The organism is Corallococcus sp. NCSPR001 (assembly GCF_017309135.1).
Taxonomy (GTDB): Bacteria; Myxococcota; Myxococcia; order Myxococcales; family Myxococcaceae; genus Corallococcus.
The window spans coordinates 5,375,049-5,393,978 of sequence record NZ_JAFIMS010000002.1; the positions used below are offsets into that span (position 1 = coordinate 5,375,049).

Below are 18,930 nucleotides of genomic sequence, written 5' to 3' on the forward strand. Positions count from 1 at the left end.
GGCGGTCAACTGGGGTGCTGGGTGTCCCGTATGCGTCCGCCGCTCCCCCTCGTTCTCTGCCTCCTGATGCTGGGTGCCGCCGTCGCACGGGCGGATCCGCCGGAGGTGGAGGCGACGCCCGGGCGCGTGGTGCTCGGGCAGGACGTCACCGTGGAGGTGCGGGTGCGGGTGCCCAGGGGCGCCGGCCCGGTGCGCGCGGCGGCCTCTTCCGGCACCTGGGAACGGACGCGGGTGGAGGGCGGCGCCGAGCGCGTCTTCCACTGGACGCCGCCGCCGGTGCGCTACCCGCTGTGGGCGGTGCTCGCGTTCTGGGTGGAGGACGGCCGCGCGCCGGAGGTCACCACTGTCCGGCTGCCCCTCTTGGGCCGCACCACGCTGGACGTGTCCACGGCGCCGGGCGCGGAGGTCGTGGTCGTGGTGGGCGACGCGCGCTTCGGTCCGGTGAAGGCGGATGGGCGTGGCCAGGCGCAGGTGCCCGTGGAGGTGCCGCCGGATGCGACGCAGGCGCGCGTGCTCGCGACGCGGGGCACGCTCACCACGGATCGCAGCGCGCCGCTGGAGGTGCCCGCCGGGCGCCCGCTCGTCGCCGCGCTCACGCCGGATCCGCTGCCCGTGGAGGGCGGTGGTTGGCTGATCATCGCGGGGGACGAGGAGCGGATCGCGCCCTCGGAGCTGACCGTGGAGGCGGAGGGCGCCACCGTGAAGCCGGTGGAGCAGGACCGCGCGCGCTACGCGGTGCAGCCGCGCGCGGACGCCACGGACGTGTCCGTCACCGTTCGCTGGAGGGATGCGCCCGTCGAGGACGCGGTGAAGCTCCAGGGCGCGGTGAAGCCCGCCCCCGCACGGCCCGCGGAGGTGGCGATCATCGACACCGACAGACCCTTCCCGGCACACGGTGTCCTGGTCCCGGCGGCGGCGGTACGGCCGTCGCTGTTCCTCCTGGGTGGCGCCGCGTTCGCGAGCGGCGCCAATGGTGGGCCGCTGCTGGGGCTGGGCGTCTCCGTGCCGCTGCCGGTGCCGGTGCCGTACTGGCGCGTGGCGGCGGAGGCGGAGGTGGGCCTGCGTCACGCGAGTCTGGACGGCCAGCAGGGAGGCACGGAGGTGCACTCGCGCGTGTGGGGGATTCCCCTGCTTCTGTCCGCGCGGGCCACCCTTTTCCAGCGGGGTTCCTTTCAGCTGGACGGCCGTGCAGGCGGCGGAGTGCTGGCTTTGAGCCATCACCTGTCGACGCAAGGCATTGGGACCGGTGACGTCTTTCCTGCCGCCGTGGAGGAGCGCAGAGTGCGCGCCATGGGATTCCTGGCCGCGCAGGGCGCCTATCGGTTGGGCCGTTGGAGCCTCCTCACGGAGGTGCGCGCGGCGTTGGCGCCGGTGGAGACACCGTCGCTGCGCGCCCAGTTGGGTGGCGTGTCCGTGTCCGCGGGGCTGAGGTTCGTCCCGTGATGCGCGCGGGCCTGGCCACCACGGTGGGGATGGCGGTGCTGGCGTGGGCCTGCTCGGGGGACCCGTCCGCGTTGCCTCCGCCCACCATTGTCGGCGTGGAGCCCGCGACGCTGCCGGTGAACGCGAAGGACGAGGACGTCACCGTGCGCTTCGACGCGCGCTACAGCATGGCCGTGGACTACGGAGAGGAGAAGGTGGATGCGCGCATGGGCTCCGGCCGCATCTGGATGGATGAGCAGGAAGCGGTGGTGTCGAGCTTCGACCCGGCGGGCGTCGCCATCGTGACGGTGCCCCGGGGGCTGGGCGCCGGCCCGCACGCGGTGCGGCTGCGACTGGATGACGGGCGCGAGGCGGTGGCCGAAGGCGCCCTCACCCTGCGCCCTCCGGGGCAGGAGGTCATCGACCCTCCCCTCACCGAGGACGCCGGCATCCTCATCCTCACCGACGCGGGGCCCCTCGAGAGCGACTTCGACGGCGGGGTCGACACCACGGACGGCGGAGAGCAGGTGGACGCGGGCCCCGGGCCGGACGTGCCGATGCGCGCGGGCGACATCACGGGCTTCAGCTTCGACGTCATCGAAGGCACGCGTGTGAGCCGCACGGCCTTCGCCATCACGGTGCGCGCCCAGGGGCCGAGGGCCGGGCACTTCCAGGGCTCGGTGGAGCTAAGCGCCTCGCGAGGCACGGTGACCCCCTCCAAGATCGGCCCGTGCGACGTCGGCGTGTGCAACGCGAACATCGTCATGGACGCGCCCGCGGGCAACGTGCGCCTCACCGCGATGGACAGCTTCGGGGTGAGCGGCGACTCCAACACGTTCCGGCTGGAGCCGTACAAGTAGCGCCGCGCCTCACCCCGCCGCGCGCAGCAGCTCCAACGTGCGCTGCATGTCCGCGGGCAGCGGCGCATCCACGCCGCGCGCGGGCAGCCCGGGCAACGCGGGCCACTCCACCCGGGCGGCATGCAGCGGCGTCCGGGTCAGCACCTCCTGACTCCCCTGCCCTCCCAGGTCGCCCTCCGTGAGCGGCGCCTCGCGGCCGTACTGGTGGTCCACGAGCAGCGGATGCCCCAGGGACAGCAGGTGCACGCGGATCTGATGCGTGCGGCCCGTCAGCGGCTCCGCCTCCACCAGCGACGCGCTCGCGAAGGTCTCCACCGGGCGCACCCGCGTGCGTGACGGCTTCGCCTCCGGCTCCTCCGGCCTCGCCACGCGCATGCGCCCCTTGCGTCCGGCGACGAGCGGCGCGTCCACCATCCGGGGCGCCTCCAGCCGGCCCTCCACCAGGGCGCGGTAGCGCTTGCGCACCTTGCCTGTCTCGAAGGCCTGGGACAGCGCGCGGTGCACGGCCGCGTCCAGCGCGAACACCAGCGCGCCGGACGTGTCCCTGTCCAACCGGTGCACCACGAAGACCTTGCGGCCCAGGTGCGCTTCCAGCGTGTCGCGCAGGGACGGACCGCCCTCGCGGCCGGGGATGACGAGCACCCCGGCCGGCTTGTCCACCACCATCACGCCCGCGTCCTCGAAGAGGACGCGGGGAACGTCACTGCTCATTCGTAGTCCGACGCCGGCACGACGGTGATGGGGCCCAGCCCTTCCAGGAGCGGCTTCACCTCCGACGCCTTGCCCAGCACCACGATGACGGGCCGGTCCGCGAAGGCGTATTTCTTCGCCGCCGCGGCCACGTCCTTCGGGGTCACCGCGCGAAGGCGGTCACGGAACTTCTCCACCCAGTCGTCGCCCAGGCCGTGCATGCGCATGTCCGCGATGACGGAGGCCACGGACTCGTTGGTCTCCGTGCGCAGCGGATACAGGCCGGCCAGGTAGCTCTGCGCGTCCTTCAGCTCGCGGGGCTTGAGGCCGCCGTCGCGCACGCCGTGGATCTCCTTCAGCGCCACGTCGATGATCTCCCGCGTGGACGCGGTCTTCGTGAACGTGGAGAGCGCGAAGATGCCGGCCGCGCTCATCGTGTCGAAGTAGGAGCTGACGCCGTAGGTGAGGCCCCGGTTGACGCGGATCTCGTTCATCAGCCGCGACGTGAAGCCGCCGCCCAGCGCGATGTTCATCGCCGTGGCCGGGAAGTAGTCCTCGTGGCCCAGCCAGAAGCCGGGGCCGCCCAGGCGCACCTGGGACTGCGTCTGGTCCGGCTTGTCCACCAGCAGCACCGTGCCGGCCTTGGCCAGCGGCTCCTGCTTGCGGGGCAGCATCGGATCCGCGTCGGGGCCGCCCGTCCAGCCGGCGAAGGCGCGCTCGGCCTCCGCGGCCACGGTCGCCGGGTCGATGGCGCCCACCACCGTGAGCAGGGAGATGCGCGGTCCCATGCACTCGGCGTGGAAGCGGACCACGTCGTCGCGGGTGAAGGTGGACACGGTGCGCTTGTTGCCGCCCAGGTCGCGCCCGTATGGGTGGTCACCCCAGATGGCGCGCGTGAAGGCGCGGTCCGCGATGGAGGACGGATCATCCAGGTCGTTGGCGAACTGCGCCAGCGCGCGCTCCCGCGCGTCCACGACCTCCTTCTCCGGGAACGTGGGCTCGCGCACCACCTGCCCCAGCACGTCTAGCATCGCGGAGAAGTGCTCCGCGGGCGTGGTGAGGTAGACGGACAGCACGTCCTCGTTGACGCCCGCGTAGAGGCTGGCGCCCACGAACTCGATGGCTTCACTGATGCCATCCGCGTCCATGCGCTTCGTGCCCCGGCGCAGCAGGCGCGCGGTGAAGTCCGCCAGGCCGTCCTTGCCCGCCGGGTCCCACACCCCGCCCGCGCGCATCACCAGCCGCACGGAGACGAGCGGCAGCGGCCCGCGCTCGGCGGCGATGACCCTCAGCCCCGTGGACGTGGTGCTCTCATGCAGCGCGGGCAGCTTCAGCTCGCCGGTGGCGGCGGACTTCGGCTGCGGCGCGGCCTTCACCAGCTTCTTCAGCTTCTTGGCTTGGGCCGGGACGGCCTTCTTCGCTTGCGCGACCTTCTTGCGAGCGGCGGTGGCCTGCTTGCGCACGGCCTTGGCGGCCTTGCGGACGGTGCTCTTCACGTTGGCGATCTTTCGGGAGGCCATTGGGTTCAAGCCTCCGCCGCTTCGTCACCGGCCTCTTCGGCGCCGGCTTCGGGATGGAGGGTGACCACCGAGCGGCGCTCGGGGGCGAAGTACTTCGCGGCCACGGCCTTCACCTGCTCCGCCGTGACGGACGCGTAGAAGGTCGGCAGGGACAGGCCCTCGCGCCAGTCGCCCAGCAGGGCCTCATAGTGGCCCAGGGCGTGCCCGCGGCCGCTGTTGGTGGACAGCTCCCGCAGGTGGTCCGCGCGCAGGTTGTTCTTCGCCTTCTGCAGCTCCTTGTCGGTGACGCCCTCGCGCGCGAGCCGCTCCAGCTCCGCGTACAGCAGGGCCTCCACCTTCGCCGCGTCCGAGTCCGGCTTGAGCTCCAGGTAGAACAGGATGGTCCCCGGGTCGATGCGCCAGCTCCAGTCGAGCATCACCGACACGGCGGCCTTCTGGTCATACACGAGCGACTTCACCAGCCGGCTGCCCTCACCCTTGGTGAGGATGTACTGGACGACGTCCAGCACCAGCGTGTCCTCGTTGCTGGCGGCGGGGCCGCGGAAGCCGATCATCACGGACGGCGACTGCGCGGGGTGGCGCACCACGGCGCGGCGCTCGCCCTTCTGCTCCGGCTCCGCGTTGAGCACCGGCGCGGGCGTGGGGCCGCGCGGGATGTTGCCGTAGTAGCGCTTCACCAGCGCGAGCGTCTTCTTCGGGTCGATGTCCCCGACGATGTAGAGCACCGCGTTGTTGGGCGCGTAGTACGTGCGGAAGTACTCCTGGCAGTCCTCGCGGGTGATGTTCTCGATGTCCGCCATCCACCCGATGACGGGCCAGCGGTACGCGTGCGCCTTGTAGACAAGCGTGCCCAGCTCCTCGTCCATCATGCCGGGGATTTCGTTGTCCACGCGGACGCGGCGCTCCTCCATCACGACCTGGCGCTCGCTGGCCAGGGTCTGGTCGGAGATGCGCAGGGAGCGCATCCGGTCCGACTCCAGGTCGAGCACCGTCTCCAGCGCGTCCGCGCTGAAGTCGTCGTAGTACACGGTCATGTCGTTGGACGTGTACGCGTTCGAGCGGCCGCCGTTGGACTCCAGCGTCTTGTCGAACATCTTGGGGCCGTACTTCTTGGCCCCGTTGAACATCATGTGTTCGAACAGGTGGCTGATGCCGGTGATGCCGGGCCGCTCGTTGCGGCTGCCCACCTGGAAGAAGGTGTAGAGGCTGACCACCGGGGCCTGATGGTTCGCCAGCAGGCGGACCTTGAGGCCGTTGGGCAGGGTTGCCTCGTGAACGTCGAAGAGCGCTGCGAGGGTGGGGTCCACCGCGCGCACGGCGGTGGACCGCGGGGATGCCTTGGACATAGGTGCCACACCGTAACCACGGCGCGGCTAGAGATCCACGACACCTTGACGCAGGGCCATCACCACCGCGTCCACATGGGAGTTGACGCCCATCTTCCGGTAGATATGCGACAGGTGCGTGCGCACGGTGCGCCGCTCCAGCGTCATCACCCGCCCCACCTCCGCGTTGGACAGGCCCTTGGCCACGTAGCGCAGGACGTCCAGCTCCACGGCCGTCAGCCCCCAGGGCAGCTCGGCGGGCTTCTGGGTGGGCCTGGCTTGGATGGACTGGAAGTAGTTCCAGAAGCGCCGGGCGATGATGGGCTCCAGCACGGTGCCCCCGTCCATGACCTCCTGGATGCCGGAGCGGATCTTCTCCGGCCCCACCCGCTTCACCAGGTAGCCGGACGCGCCCGCCTGAATGGCCTCGTAGACCTTCTGCTCGTCCTCGAAGGACGTGAGGATGAGGATCTCCACCTCGGGCGCGCGGCGCTTGACCTTCTGGGTCACCTGGATGCCGTTGAGGCTGGGCAGCTCCAGGTCCAAAAGGACGAGCTGCGGGCGTTCACGGACGATGTCGTCCACCGCCTGCTCGCCGTCCTGGGACGTGCCCACGATCTCCAGCTCCGGAAAGGTGCCCAGCACCTTGACCAGGTTCCTCAGGAGCTGGGGCTGGTCCTCGACGACGAAGATGCGCGTGCGCTCCACGGAACTCACCGCCTGGTGGGGGGAGGCTGGAACTGCTCCTCCAGCTTCTGGTGCTGGCCCCGCGAGAAGCGGAGCTGGAAGTCCTTCTGCTCTCCGGTGGAGATGGCCACCACGCGGATATCGCGAGTGCCCACGCGCACCGGGTAGTTCAACAGCGGCGTCGCGCGGCGCACCTTCGCCCCGTCGATGAAGACGTTCGCCGGCAGGTTCGTGCGCAGCGTGAGGAACGCGCGCTGGTTCTTGGGAGGAACGCCGGGCTCGGCGGCGTCCTCGTCCGCGTCCTCGTCCTCGATGTCCCGCGCGCCCGGGTTGGGCGGCGGCGCGGGCGGAGGAGGCGCGATGGGCTTGAGCGCGGACGGGTTCGCGGGCGGCGCGGGCGCGTTCGGGTCGTAACGCGGCAGCTCCGGTTCCTTCACCGGCTCCAGGCCCAGCCGCCACGCGGCGACGGCGAACATGAACAGACCCACCAGCGCGATGCCGCCCGCGATGAAGAGCAGGCGCTTGCGGCGGGTGCCGGCGTCCACCGCGCTCATGCGCGGCGTCTCCACCGTGTCGAAGCGCTGGTGCACCGGCAGGTGCCGATCCGACGGCGCGGGCACGGCCATGTCGGAGCGCACGCGGCCTTCCGCCTTCGGAGGCGCCATGCGGCGCTCCGAGCGCGGCTCGGCGGGAAGGGCTTCGGTGGGTTCGGCGCGGCCCCGGCGCTCAGCGGCGGCGGGCACTCCCCCACCCGCGGGGAGGATCGCCGTCTCCTGGCCAGGAGCCCTGCCGCCAGCCCCCTTCGCGGGGCGCAGGGCCGGGCGCTTCGCCGGCTCTTCTTCCGCGCCCCCGGGGCGCATGGCCGCGCGTCGGCCGGTGGGCACGGGCGGTTCATCGTCCCCGAGCGCCGGGCCGGGGCGCATGGCCGCGCGGCGGCCGGTGGGCACGGGCGGTTCATCGTCCCCGAGCGGTGGTCCGGAGAAGTCCTCGATGACCTTCACGCGAGGATTGCGCCCGGCTCGCGCGGACGCCGGGCTGTCCGGGCGGCGGGCCTTCTGCGCGAGCACTCCAGGCGGCGCGTCCCAGCCCTGCTCCAGCGGCCCCGCGGGTGAGAGCTCGGTGCTCCGCGGTTCGCCTTCCGGCCCGGGCTCGTCGTCCAGGGGCGCGTCGTCATCCGGCGCGTAGTCCTCGGGGCGGAACGCCTCGAAGCCGGGCGCGGCCTCCTGCGTCTCGGCGGAGGCCTCCTGCTCCGTGGGCGCGCGGCTGTACGGCGCGCGCTGGACGATGGAGGCCTCGAGCTCCTCCGCGTGCAGGTCGTCCATCTCCGCGCCGGAGACGGGCTCCAGTTGGAAGGGCTCCGCGAACGGCACGGGCCCGGGTACGGCGAGGCTCACCTCGTTGGGGAACAGCTCCGACACGAAGCGCGCCACCTCCTCCGCGCCGGGCAGGCCGCCGCCCGCGGAGAGGAAGTTGCGCAGGGCCTGGGCGAACTCGCCGCACGAGCGGAAGCGCCGCTGGGGCGCCGGATCCAACGCGCGCATGATCGCCGGATCCAGCCGCGAGTTGATCCGCCGGTCCAACCGGCTGGGCGGAGGCAGCGTCTCACGGCGGGTGCTCACGCCGCTGCCGGGCACCACGGCCTCGCGCAACGTGAGCAGCTCGTACGCGATGGCGCCCAGCGAGTACACGTCGGACGCCTCCGTGGGCGGATCCCCGCGGGTGACCTCCGGTGCACGGTACGCGCTGCGGCCCCGGTGCGCGAACGTGCGCTTGAGCTGGGGCACGGACAGGAGCGCCTGGAGCGCGCCGAAGTCGCAGATGGCCGGGAAGCCGTCGCGGGACAGGAGCACGTTGCCGGGGGTGATGGCCCCATGGACGGCGCCCGCGTCGTGCGCGAGCTGCACGGTCTCCAACAACTGGATGACGATGGACAGCGCCACCGTGGGCGGCAGCAACACCTCCTTCGTGTTGAGGCGCTGGAGCGCGACGCCCAGCGTGAAGCCGTCCACGTCCTCGCGCACCACGGCGAGCCGCTGGCGCACGAAGCCCACGTCCACGACGTGGAGGAGGCCCGGGTGGCGCACGGGCTGGAGCAGCCGCACCGTCTCCGCCAGCGAGCGGGCGTAGGCGGGGTCGGAGGTGCGCGGCAGGAAGAGCTTCACCGCGACGGGGATGGAGGGCAGCAGCAGGGACTCGTACAGCTCCGCGAGGTCCCCTGCCTCCGTGCGGCCGATGAGCCGGTACGTCCCGCTCATCGTTGCTTCCGGGGCGCCTTGCGACGGCTCACGGCGGCGAACATGAACCCACACCACACGCACGACTCACCGCGCCGTCCACGGGGCAGCTCCAGGGTGCAGCCGGGGCAGCGCGGCCGGGGCCTGGCGGTGCGGACGGTGGCGGCGGAGGTGCTGGCGCGGGTGCGGACGACGGGCGGCTTGCGGGCCTCCAGGGCGAGCCGGGCCTCCAGACGGCGCACCCGGTCCTCCAGCGCGGTGATGCGAGCGGCCAGGCGCGCGTGGAGGTCCTCGGCCGAGGCCGGGGCTGGACGTGGGGTGCGCATCGTTGGACGGGAGCGTGCCAGCCCCGTGCGAAGCCCGCAAGGACGCGGGCGAACGGCCCGCGGCGCGTGTTATGTCTTGGGGTCCCGTGTCGCCCCTACTCTCGACTGTCAGGCCCATCCCTGGCGGACCCTCCGTGGATCCGCTGCACGGGAGCTTCCGTTCCTCCATCCGCCGCGAGCACGCCGACGACGCGGCCCGCCGGGCGAGGGACCTGCTCACCGACGACGTGCTCGGCCGGCTGCTCACCACGCCGCGCGAGGCCGCGGACCAGGTGCCGCATTCGCGGGACGTGTTCGTCAACCGCAACCTGCGCATGGACCACATCGAGCTCATCGGGTTCGACATGGACTACACGCTGGCCATCTACCACATGCGCCGGCTGGAGCAGTTGTCGTTCGACATGACGCTGGCGAAGCTGATCAGCGAGTACGGCTACCCGCCGTTCGTGGGCGGCCTGCTCTACGACCACCATTTCGTGATGCGCGGGCTGGCGGTGGACCGGGTCAACGGCAACGTCCTGAAGATGGACCGCTTCGGTCACGTGGGGCGCGCGTACCACGGCCTCAGGCCGCTCAAGCGCGACGCGTGGAAGGAGCTGTACCGCAACAAGCGCGTGCGGCTGCGCAACCCGCAGTTCGCGTGGAACGACACGCTCTTCGCGTTGCCGGAGACGTGTTTGTACTCGGGCATCATCGAGCTGATGGAGTCGCTGGGGCACACCGTGAACTACGGCAAGCTCTACGACGACATCCGGGAAGCCATCGACACGGTGCACCGGGACAACTCGCTCAAGCGGGAGATCCGCAAGGACCTGGCGCGCTACGTGTTCCTGGATCCGGAGCTGGGGCCGGCGTTGCACAAGCTACGCTCGGGCGGGAAGCGGCTGTTCCTGCTGACAAACTCCGCGTGGGACTACACGAACGCGGTGATGCGCTACCTGCTGGACGGGCAGCTGCCGGAGTACCCCAGCTGGCGCAACTACTTCGACTTCGTGGTGACGGCGGCGGGCAAGCCGGCCTTCTTCACGGAAGCGCGGCCGTTCCTGGAGCTGGACTCGTCCACGGAGGCCGGCAAGGTCGTGGGCGAGGCGAAGTCGCTGGAGCGCGGCACGGTGTACTCGGGCGGCAACCTGGCCCAGTTCGAGGAGTTCACCGGCTACCGGGGCGAGCACATCCTCTACGTGGGCGACCACATCTACGGCGACATCCTGAAGTCGAAGAAGTCGTCGCTGTGGCGCACGTGCATGATCGTCCAGGAGATTGAAGACGAGATCACGTACACGGACGCGCGGCGCGAGGAGATCACCACGCTGTCAGAGGTGGAGCTGACGCGCGCGCGGCTGGACGACGAGGTGAACCACCGCAAGACGGTGCTGAACACCCTGGAGCGCAGGCTGGAGCGCGAGGAACTGTCTGCTCCGGAGCGCCAGGAGGTGGAGGAGCTGCGCAAGAAGGTGAAGGCGGAGCTGGAGAAGCTGCGCCGTTCGCTCAAGGAGACCAACGGCATCGCGGACACGCTGGAGCGCGACGTCGAGGAGGGCTTCAACCCGTACTGGGGCCTGCTGTTCAAGGAGGGCAACGAGAACAGCCGCTTCGGCTACCAGGTGGAGCAGTACGCGTGTCTCTACACGAGCCGCGTGTCGAACTTCCTGCACCACTCGCCCATGCAGTACTACCGCTCGCCGCGAGACCTGATGGCGCACGAGCAGGCCGGCGCGCTGTCGAGCAAGATGTCCCCGATGGGCAGTGAGGGCCCGCCGAAGGGGTCGGAGAAGGAGTAGCTCAAGGCGTCGCGGGCAGCCGCCCCCAGATGACGTCACTGAAGCGCGAGGTGGGCTCCGGCTGGATGCCCACCTTCTTCAAGTCATCGGTGTGGCGGGCGCCCTTCACGACGACCCACCGGCGAGCGACACGTCTCCCCTCCTCCACGGCCTCAGGAGTGAGGGGGGCATGCTCCGCGAAGCGGCGAAGCACGTCGAAGGCGGGCTGGGCCTTCTTGGGCTTGGCGAACATCGGATCGAAGAAGACGACGTCAAAGGACTTCGAGGGCAGCGTCTTCAGGTACGAGTGAGCATCCGCGTGGAGCACTTCGATGGCGCACGAGTCCGCGCCCCGGTCGTAGCGCTGGAGCCCCTCCGCGGCGACGATGCACAGCGGCAGGCTCTTCTCCAAACCCACAACACGGCCCGTGGGACCCACAGCGAGCGAAGCCACCAGCGCGTCCTGAGCCAGCCCCAGGGTGCAGTCGAGCACGGCATCCCCGGGGACGATCTCCGCGACCTTGAGGAACGCGTCATCGCGCTGTCCCTGCCGCAGCCGCATGCGCCGCAGGTGCGCCATGCCCGCGTGAAAGCCGAACGAACCCTGCGGCTCCCACAGCGTCACGCCATCGCCACCCACGACGAGCAGCGCATCCACCTTGGTGCCCAGCCAGGGCGCGATGCCCTCACTGGAGCGGCGCGAAAGGAACGGCAGGTTCCACCGCTGCGCCACGGCCCGCGCCTCGCGCACCGTGGCCGCATCCGTCTTCGTGCTGGTGGTGACGGCGAGAGGAAGCGGCACCAGCGCCCTACTCCGCGACCGCCGCCAGCTTCCGGCCACCCTGCATCTGCGCCACCGTCACGGACTGGTTCCGGCCGTTGCGCTTCGAGTGGTACAGGCACTGGTCCGCCAGGTCGATCATCTGCTGCTTCTCCATCGCGTTGTCCGGGAACGTCGCGATGCCCAGCGACATGGTGATGCGCAGCGGGCCCATCTCCGTCTGGAAGACCTCCGCCATCACCGCCTCGCGGATGCGCTCCGCGATGATCTTCGCGCCCTGCACGTCCGTCTCCGGCATCACCATCACGAACTCCTCGCCGCCGTAGCGGGCGACGACGTCCGTGTCCCGCGCCAGCGTCTTGATGATGCGCGCCACGCCCTTGAGCACCTGGTCGCCCGTCGGGTGGCCGTAGGTGTCGTTCACGCTCTTGAAGTGGTCCACGTCCGTCAACATGATGGAGCACTTGCGGTTGTACCGCCGCGCCTGCGCCAGGATGTCGTCCGCGCGCGACTGGAACGTGCGGTGGTTGAGCAGCCCCGTGAGGCCGTCCGTCGTCGCCATCTTCTCCATCTGCTCGTAGAGCTGCGCGCGCAACACCGCCTGCGCCGCCTGGATGGCGATGACTTCGATCATCCGCAGCACGTCCTGCTCGAACGCCGCCTTCTTGCGCGACCCCGCCACCAGCGTGCCCAGGATGCGGTCCCCCGCCACCAGCGGGAAGATCTTCAGCGCGCCCAGGCCGCGCACCTGCGTCTCTTCATCGAAGATGACCTGGCGGTCCATCGCCTTGATGTCCCGCCCCGGCAAGGGCGCCCCGTAGCGCACCACGTTCGCCACCAGGCCGTTGTTGTCCTGGAACGTCTGGCCCTCCAGCGCCTTGCCCTGCGCCGTGACGCCCGTCATCCGCGCCACGCGGTGCACCCGCTTGCCCTCGACCTCCGACACCAGCGTCACCGCGCAGAAGTCCAGCCCCGCCAACTGCCGCGTCGCCTCCAGCACCGCCACGAACACCTGGTCCGGGCTGCCCGCGCGGTTGAGCTCCTCAATCGCCCGGAAGAACCGGTCCTTCTCGTCGCGCGTCTTGCGGATGTAGCTCATCACCCGCTCCACCTCGATGGAGCGCAGCACCTCTCCCGCGATGGTGGTCAGCATCTTCTCGTCCTGGTCCGTGAACGGCTCGTTCTTGAGCTTGTCCGCCACCAGCACGCCGCGCACCAGCCCGCTGCCCTCCAGGATGGGCACCGCCAGCAGCGCCTGCACCGTGGGGCCGCCGCCCTCGTAGTAGGTGACGCCCTTGAGCCCCTGCGGCGAGTTCATCCGCACCGGCGCGCGGCGCTTCAGCACGCCGCCGATGATGCCCTCGCCCGCGTTGAACTTCTCACGCTGCACCCGCTCCGAACCCGAGCGGCAGTCGTACAGCTTCAGGCTCCGGTCGTCCGACGTGAGCAGGAACGCCGCGCAGGTGTCCGTGCGCAGGCCCGTCTCCGCGATCTCCAGCGCCGCGTGCACCGCGCCTTCAATCTCCTTCACCGACGCGACCAGCCACTTCTCGTCGGAGTTCATCCCGCTGAAGCTGTCCTGCGTCCCGGAGGACACCAGCCGGAAGGTGCGCGCGCGCTCCTCCACTTCACGGATGCGCTTCTGCACCGCGTCCGACTCCGCCCGCTTCGCCACCAACATCCGCGTGGACAGCACCAGGTGGTACAGCCCCGCGAACAGCGCCAGGAACGCCGCGTGCGTCAGGAACCCGGTGACGTTCACCACCGGCCCACCCAGCGTCACCAGACCGTCGTACACCAGCGCCACGCCCAGGAGCGTCATGCCCGCGTTGCGAGGCAGGAACGCCACCAGGAACGCCATCAAGAGGTAGACGATGGGGAACAGCTCCCCGCCGCCAATGGCCACCACGATGAAGGCCGCGGAGATGAGCGCGCCGCCCAGCTCCAGGTCGTCGCGCAGGTCGATGACCGCGCCCACCGAGGAGCGCATGGCCCGGCGCCACGCCGCCATGCCAATGCCGACGAGCAGCCCCATCACCAGGGCCGCCTCCGTCCACCCCAGCGTGTGCAGGCCCCGGAAGCCGCCGCGCGCCAGGTGGACGAACGTGGCCAGCGCCACCGCCGCGGGGATGGCGCGGAAGGTCGCGCGCACGAGCTTCGCCGGAGAGGGCATCACAGGCAGCGAGGTCATGGCGACTCCAGGTGGAAGACGATTTCGCCCGGCTTCACATAGCCGAGCTCCTCACGTACCGACTGCTCCAGCGTCGCCGGATCCTTGCGCAGCGCCGCGATCTCCTTGCGGAGCGCGTCGTTCTGCGCGGCCAGCGCGCGGTTGCGCTCGTCGAGCGCCTCCACGTCCTGCCGCAGGCGCAGGTAGCGCCGGAAGCCCTTGGCGTCCGCCACCGAAGCGAGGCTCAAGGCCACCGCCACCACCGCCGCCACCATCAGGAGCTTTCGCCGGGACGTCATGAGCGCCGGCGAAGGTACCAGCGGCCCCCCTGCCCGCAACTATTCCGCTCCAGCCCTGTAGCACCCGGGCGGAGGCGGAAAATCAGTCCGCCTTCAGCAGCTTTTCAATGGCCTTCGCCACGTCCGCCTGGCCCTCGATGCCCTGCCACGCGGCCACCGCGCGGCCGTGCTTGTCCAGGAGCACCGTGCTGGGCAGCGCCCGGATGCGGCCAAAGGCGCTCTGGCCGTCGCGCATCCGCTTATCGGACAGGAGCACCGGGTAGGGAAAGGCGTAGTGGTTCGCGAACGGCCCCAGCACCTTGCCCTCGTCCAGGTCCATCCCCACCGCGACGACCTGGAAGCCCTGGGGGCCGTAGGTCTCCTGGAGCTTCGTCAGCGTGGGCTGATCCGCCAGGCACGGGAAGCACCAGGTGGCCATGAAGGACACCAGCACCACCTTGCCCGGGAGCTGGCGCGGGTCGTAGCGCGTGGGCCCCACCGACGGCAGCCACAGCGCCCGGTAGAAAGCGGGCCCGGCGTCCACCGGCCCGCCGTGACTGCAGCCCGCCAACAAGCCCAGGAGGCACAGCGCGCCCAGCGCCACCGCTCGCGAGAGCGTGCGTCGTCGCACCGGGCTCACCGCGCTCAGGCCTCGGACCCCGGAGGGCCGCCGCGCAGCTGACAGTCGCGACACAGGCCGTACAGCTCCATCTTGTGCGACGTCACCGTGAAGCCGTGCTTGCGCGCCACCGCGTCCTGGAGCGTCTCGATGCGGTCGTTCTCGAACTCCACGATGGTGCCGCAGCTCGTGCAGATGAGGTGGTCGTGGTGCTCGCGGCCCGCCGCCGCCTCGTAGCGCGTCTGCCCGTCACCGAAGTTGCGCGCGTGGGCCAGGCCGCACTCGTTGAGCAGCTTCATGGTCCGGTACACGGTCGCCACGGACACCTTGGTGTCCTGCTCGCGCACCTTGTTCCACAGCTCCTCCACGGACAGGTGGCCGCCCACCTCGAAGAAGGTGTCGATGATGAGGCTGCGCTGACGCGTGCTCTTCAGGCCGTGCTGGGCCATGTAGCGCGCCAGCACCTCGTCCTTGTCCTTGTCCGAGGGGCCGTGGGAGTGGGAGTGGCTGTGGTGATGGGTCGTCATCTGCAATCTCTGGAGCACCCCATGTGTTGGGGTGGGGATGCCTGCTCCCGCAAGTCATTCTGGCCGGCCGGACCTGGCAAGCGCCCGCTCCCCCGCTGACTACCATGGACTCGGGAGTCTTCGGCTTGCGCCGCGCGTGGGCTGTTTACATTGAGGCCGGACTGGCTCATTGACACCTGTCTGGCCGCGAAGATAGAGGCATCCGCCCTCGTAAACGAGCAATTTTCCGAACCTTTCCATGATCAGTCCCTGGCAGAGAAGACGGCAGCCCGATGACGTACCCACCCCGGTGGCGGTGGCGGTGTCGGACTTCTGCCGACGCGCGAAGGCTCCGGCCCCCGCACAGCAGGTCCGTGAAGCGCTCGCGCTCCTCACGGAGGACGAGGACTTCCGGGTCCGCGCCCTCACGGACGGTGAACCGGAGACCTCCCCCCTGGGGCCCTTCGCGGTGGTGGACATCCTGCGCGGCGTGACGCCGGCGCTCGCGGCCCAGCGCCAGGAGTGCGGCTACTACGACGTGGCGCAGGAGCTGGCCCAGGTGCGCGAGGAGAAGACGCCGCCTCCCGCGCCCGCCCCCACGACGCCCGTGTTCGCGCTCCCCACCCCGCCCTCCGAGGAGACGGACGCGAAGACCGGCCGCCGCAAGAGCGCGAAGGCGGAGGCCGCCGCCGTCCAGGAGCGCATCGCGCCCAAGAAGCGCACCACCGACGCGGACGACGCCGACACCGCCGCGCCCACCCCGGCGACCCAGGCTCCCCAGGAAGAGGAGGCCCCGCGCTTCCTCAAGCGCGAGCTGCCCCGCCCCCGCGGCCGCTTCACCCGCGTGGAGGCCCAGCGACTGTCGTTCTTCGAACTGACGCGCGCCGAGGGCAAGGAGACGCTGGAGGCCGCCATCGAGGCCACGGAGCACCGCTTCTCACTCCTGCGCACGCTGGAGCACCGCTACAACGGCCCGCGCGGTGAGATGACCCAGGTCGACATGGAGAACGTGCTGCGCCAGCACGGCATCATGGAGACGCTGGAGGCCCGCGAGCGCCACAACATCGAGACCGCCTACGCATCCCAGCGCGGCGCCGCCGGCCGGGTGGCCTGGGCGCTCGGCCTGTCCCCCAGCGAGTTGCAGCGGCTCACGCACGCGCTCAGGATGGAAGAGGTGGTGGAGGCCCTGCGCGAGCGCTTCCGCAACGAGGTGCTGGCCACCGGCCACCTCACCCACCGGTTGGATCTGCTCGGCCGGGACAAGTACCTGGTGGACCTGGGCATCCAGAAGCGCTTCGCCGACGCGCTCCGCAAGGAGCTGGAGCGGCTGGCGAAGGACGCCCTGCCGGACGCCACGGATCTCCACTCGCTGGCCAACGTCGTGGGGCGCAAGCATGGCGCACCCGCGGAGCTGGTGGCCCGCGCCTTCGAGCGCCTGAACATGACGGATGGCCTGCGCAAGCAGCTGTCCGCCCAGGCCCAATCCCCTTCGAACTGACTCATCGAGACGAGGTACCCACCCCATGCCCATCTACGAGTACGGCTGCTCGGCCTGTGGAAAGACCATCGACGTCCTGCAGAAGATGTCCGACCCGACGCCCCCCGCCTGCACCGCGTGCGGCGCCCAGGGCACGCTGAGCAAACAGGTCAGCCGCTCCAGCTTCCACCTCAAGGGTGGCGGCTGGTACTCGGACCTGTACGGCTCCACGAAGAAGGACGGTGGCGGCGGTTCGTCGTCCTCGTCCTCGGCGTCGTCGAGCGCGTCGTCTTCGACCGCGGCGTCGGGCAGCGGCACGAGCACGCCGGCCAGCGCTCCCGCGGCCGCGCCGAGCACGCCGTCCGCGTCCGGCGACAAGTCGTAGCGCCCAGGCTCCAACGTCCCACCGTCCTGCCGCCCCCGGCTGAAAATTCGCTGGGGGCGCGGGGAGGCCGCAGACTTGACGCGTGCCCTTTCCTCCCTCGAAGCGTCCCCCCCGCCACTGCGCGCTGTGCGGCCATCCGGAGCTGACGGATGCGCGGGGGCAGGGGCGGTTCCTCCTGGTCGCGGATCCGCATGGCCGCGGGCCCGTGTGTCCTCCGCAGCGCGGCTGCCGCAACGGCAAGCTCGCGGCGACGGACACGCCGGCGCTGACGCAGGCCATCCGCTAGGCTAAGCAGACACCCGAAGGCACGCGCCGTCCCACCCCGCGCGCCTCCAGGTGCCATGCCGCGTTCCTTCCGCTCGCTGTCGTCGTTGTTCCTGGTGCCGCTCGTGGCCGCCGCGTCCATCGGCTGCGCGTCCGCCACCCGCATGTCCCCCGAGGACCGCGCCGCGTTGAACCGCGGCCTCAGCGGCCCGGACGCGGAGCAGTACCTGCGCGTCTCCGCCTACCTGACGCCCTTCTTCGGGGACGCGTCCAAGCGGCTGCTCACGCCCTACCCGCCGGAGGACGTGCGGCTGGTGGATGACACCCAGGGCAAGCCCATCAACCCCGGCCCCATCCAGGCCACCCTCCCCGCCGGCTCGCGCGTGCGGATCACGAAGGTGGAGTTCCCCACCGCGTGGGTCGTCACCGAGCGCGTCCTGTACTCCCCGCGCACCTGGCCGTGGGTGTACGTGACGGTGGAGGGCGCCCCCGCGGGGGAGCAGGTGGTGATGGTGCTGCCGCCCAACCTCGACCGGCAGGACGCGTTCCGCGCGGAGCTGGGGAGCACGCTGTCCCCCCACCCGCTCACGGAGCAGCTCAACGGCTTCAGCACGGCGGTGAGGGAGGCCGTGCGCACCAAGACGCTGGTGCCGGACATGCCCGCGGACGCGGTGCGCATGGCCTGGGGCCCACCGGAGTCCGTGCGCCGCACGCTGGAGGGCACCGCGAAGAACGAGGAGTGGCGCTACACCGGCGAGCGCCGCAAGGTGTTCCTCACCGACGGGAGGCTGGTGCGCGCGGAGGAGGCAGGGAAGAACATCCTGCCCTGAGGCGCCTAGCGCCGGCCGCCGCGGCGGTGCTGCTTCTTGCCGCCGCCGCCACCGCCCTTGCGCTGGGCCTGGGCCTCTCCCGGACGGGTGAGGCGGGGCAATTCACCGGCCATCACCGGCCAGTAGTCGCCCTTGAAGAGCTCCTCCACCAGCTGCGCCTGGGTGAGCACGTCGCGCTTGAAGAAGGTGGCGCCTCGGCCCATCTCGTCCAGGGAGCCGCGCGCGTCGCTGCCGCCCACGCAGGGCACCTTGAGGACCTCCGCGGCCTCCACGGCCAGGTCATTGGCCGTCTGCTTCACCTTGGCGTTGTAGCCCTCCACGGCGCACAGCACGCCAGACAGCGAGCGCACGTAGTCCATGGCGGGGTTGGGCACGTCGCGGTCGAAGGGGCGGGCCGCGACGATGGCGGCGCCCAGCGCCTTCACCTTGGGCAGGCACTCGGCGGCGCTCCAGGGCTTCTCCCGGTTGCTGCCCCACATCTGCACGGGCTCCGGCGCCAGCTCCGGCTTCGGGAAGAAGCACAGGTACTGGCCCCGGTCCGTGACGAGCTCCAGGCCCACGAAGACCTTCACCTTGGACTTCGCGCCGATCTCGAACAGTTCGTCGCAGCCGTCCTGGGTGTTCGTCTCGGTGAACGCCACCGCGTCCAGGCCGAACATGGCCGCCCGCTCCAGCACGGCGCGCGGCTCCAGGTCGCACCCCTTGGACAGGTGGGAATGGGCGTGTAGGTCGATGAGCATGGGCGACGCGTGCCTAACAGGCCTCCCAGGGCCTGTCGAGCCCGCGCGCACAGGCC

19 protein-coding genes are annotated in these 18,930 nt (G+C 70.9%); 7 read left to right on the forward strand and 12 right to left on the reverse strand.

Annotation, left to right across the window (positions count from 1 at the left end; all coding sequences use genetic code 11):
* Nucleotides 1-30: 30 nt before the first annotated feature.
* On the forward strand, nt 31-1,443 hold the full coding sequence (locus tag JYJ93_RS23715; protein ID WP_206794896.1) for a hypothetical protein: 1,413 nt from the start codon (nt 31-33) through the stop codon (nt 1,441-1,443).
* A complete protein-coding gene (locus tag JYJ93_RS23720) occupies nt 1,440-2,282 on the forward strand; it encodes a hypothetical protein (RefSeq protein ID WP_206794898.1) in 843 nt (280 codons plus the stop codon). The genes JYJ93_RS23715 and JYJ93_RS23720 overlap by 4 nt, the downstream gene beginning before the upstream one ends.
* 9 nt (nt 2,283-2,291) lie before the next feature.
* Here JYJ93_RS23720 and JYJ93_RS23725 read toward each other — a convergent pair whose 3' ends face one another.
* The 6 genes from JYJ93_RS23725 to JYJ93_RS23750 are packed head-to-tail and all read right to left on the reverse strand — an operon-like array spanning nt 2,292 to nt 9,064.
* Nucleotides 2,292-2,993: an RluA family pseudouridine synthase gene (locus JYJ93_RS23725; RefSeq protein WP_206794900.1), complete on the reverse strand. Its 702-nt coding sequence runs from the start codon at nt 2,991-2,993 to the stop codon at nt 2,292-2,294.
* On the reverse strand, nt 2,990-4,492 hold the full coding sequence (locus JYJ93_RS23730) for a pitrilysin family protein (RefSeq protein ID WP_206794901.1): 1,503 nt from the start codon (nt 4,490-4,492) through the stop codon (nt 2,990-2,992). Before JYJ93_RS23730 ends, JYJ93_RS23725 begins: the two co-directional genes overlap by 4 nt.
* Before the next feature lie 5 nt (nt 4,493-4,497).
* The gene (locus JYJ93_RS23735; RefSeq protein WP_206794903.1) at nt 4,498-5,838 is read right to left on the reverse strand and encodes a pitrilysin family protein; all 1,341 of its coding nucleotides are present in this window, start codon (nt 5,836-5,838) and stop codon (nt 4,498-4,500) included.
* A 27-nt stretch (nt 5,839-5,865) separates the two neighbouring features.
* Nucleotides 5,866-6,525 carry a response regulator transcription factor gene (locus JYJ93_RS23740; protein ID WP_206794905.1) on the reverse strand — a complete coding sequence of 220 codons (660 nt, stop codon included), beginning with the start codon at nt 6,523-6,525 and terminating at the stop codon, nt 5,866-5,868.
* Nucleotides 6,526-6,530: 5 nt separating this feature from the next.
* Nucleotides 6,531-8,759, reverse strand: a complete 2,229-nt coding sequence (locus JYJ93_RS23745; protein WP_206794907.1) for a serine/threonine-protein kinase — start codon at nt 8,757-8,759, stop codon at nt 6,531-6,533.
* Nucleotides 8,756-9,064 carry a hypothetical protein gene (locus tag JYJ93_RS23750; RefSeq protein WP_206794909.1) on the reverse strand — a complete coding sequence of 103 codons (309 nt, stop codon included), beginning with the start codon at nt 9,062-9,064 and terminating at the stop codon, nt 8,756-8,758. Before JYJ93_RS23750 ends, JYJ93_RS23745 begins: the two co-directional genes overlap by 4 nt.
* A 71-nt stretch (nt 9,065-9,135) precedes the next feature.
* Between JYJ93_RS23750 and JYJ93_RS23755 the strand changes: the two genes are divergently transcribed.
* Nucleotides 9,136-10,845, forward strand: a complete 1,710-nt coding sequence (locus tag JYJ93_RS23755) for an HAD-IG family 5'-nucleotidase (protein WP_206794911.1) — start codon at nt 9,136-9,138, stop codon at nt 10,843-10,845.
* A gap of 1 nt (nt 10,846) precedes the next feature.
* Here the strand turns inward: JYJ93_RS23755 and JYJ93_RS23760 are convergent, their stop codons facing one another.
* From JYJ93_RS23760 to JYJ93_RS23780, 5 genes are all read right to left on the reverse strand, one after another.
* The gene (locus tag JYJ93_RS23760) at nt 10,847-11,626 is read right to left on the reverse strand and encodes a class I SAM-dependent methyltransferase (protein WP_269012410.1); all 780 of its coding nucleotides are present in this window, start codon (nt 11,624-11,626) and stop codon (nt 10,847-10,849) included.
* 7 nt (nt 11,627-11,633) lie between these two features.
* Nucleotides 11,634-13,796, reverse strand: coding sequence for a diguanylate cyclase (locus JYJ93_RS23765; RefSeq protein WP_206794912.1), 2,163 nt, complete (start codon nt 13,794-13,796; stop codon nt 11,634-11,636).
* The gene (locus JYJ93_RS23770; RefSeq protein ID WP_120551597.1) at nt 13,793-14,074 is read right to left on the reverse strand and encodes a septum formation initiator family protein; all 282 of its coding nucleotides are present in this window, start codon (nt 14,072-14,074) and stop codon (nt 13,793-13,795) included. Before JYJ93_RS23770 ends, JYJ93_RS23765 begins: the two co-directional genes overlap by 4 nt.
* Nucleotides 14,075-14,156: 82 nt before the next feature.
* Nucleotides 14,157-14,693, reverse strand: a complete 537-nt coding sequence (locus JYJ93_RS23775; protein ID WP_206794914.1) for a TlpA disulfide reductase family protein — start codon at nt 14,691-14,693, stop codon at nt 14,157-14,159.
* A 5-nt stretch (nt 14,694-14,698) separates the two neighbouring features.
* A complete protein-coding gene (locus JYJ93_RS23780; protein ID WP_206794917.1) occupies nt 14,699-15,199 on the reverse strand; it encodes a transcriptional repressor in 501 nt (166 codons plus the stop codon).
* 238 nt (nt 15,200-15,437) lie between these two features.
* Here JYJ93_RS23780 and JYJ93_RS23785 point away from each other — a divergent pair, with 238 nt between their 5' ends.
* From JYJ93_RS23785 to JYJ93_RS23800, 4 genes are all read left to right on the forward strand, one after another.
* Nucleotides 15,438-16,676, forward strand: coding sequence for a hypothetical protein (locus tag JYJ93_RS23785; protein ID WP_206794918.1), 1,239 nt, complete (start codon nt 15,438-15,440; stop codon nt 16,674-16,676).
* Between the two features lie 25 nt (nt 16,677-16,701).
* On the forward strand, nt 16,702-17,040 hold the full coding sequence (locus tag JYJ93_RS23790) for a zinc ribbon domain-containing protein (RefSeq protein WP_206794921.1): 339 nt from the start codon (nt 16,702-16,704) through the stop codon (nt 17,038-17,040).
* A gap of 82 nt (nt 17,041-17,122) precedes the next feature.
* A complete protein-coding gene (locus JYJ93_RS23795; protein WP_120530714.1) occupies nt 17,123-17,326 on the forward strand; it encodes a hypothetical protein in 204 nt (67 codons plus the stop codon).
* A 55-nt stretch (nt 17,327-17,381) separates the two neighbouring features.
* On the forward strand, nt 17,382-18,134 hold the full coding sequence (locus tag JYJ93_RS23800) for a hypothetical protein (protein ID WP_206794922.1): 753 nt from the start codon (nt 17,382-17,384) through the stop codon (nt 18,132-18,134).
* A gap of 5 nt (nt 18,135-18,139) precedes the next feature.
* Here JYJ93_RS23800 and JYJ93_RS23805 read toward each other — a convergent pair whose 3' ends face one another.
* Nucleotides 18,140-18,874, reverse strand: coding sequence for a PHP domain-containing protein (locus JYJ93_RS23805; protein WP_206794924.1), 735 nt, complete (start codon nt 18,872-18,874; stop codon nt 18,140-18,142).
* Nucleotides 18,875-18,930: the final 56 nt, after the last annotated feature.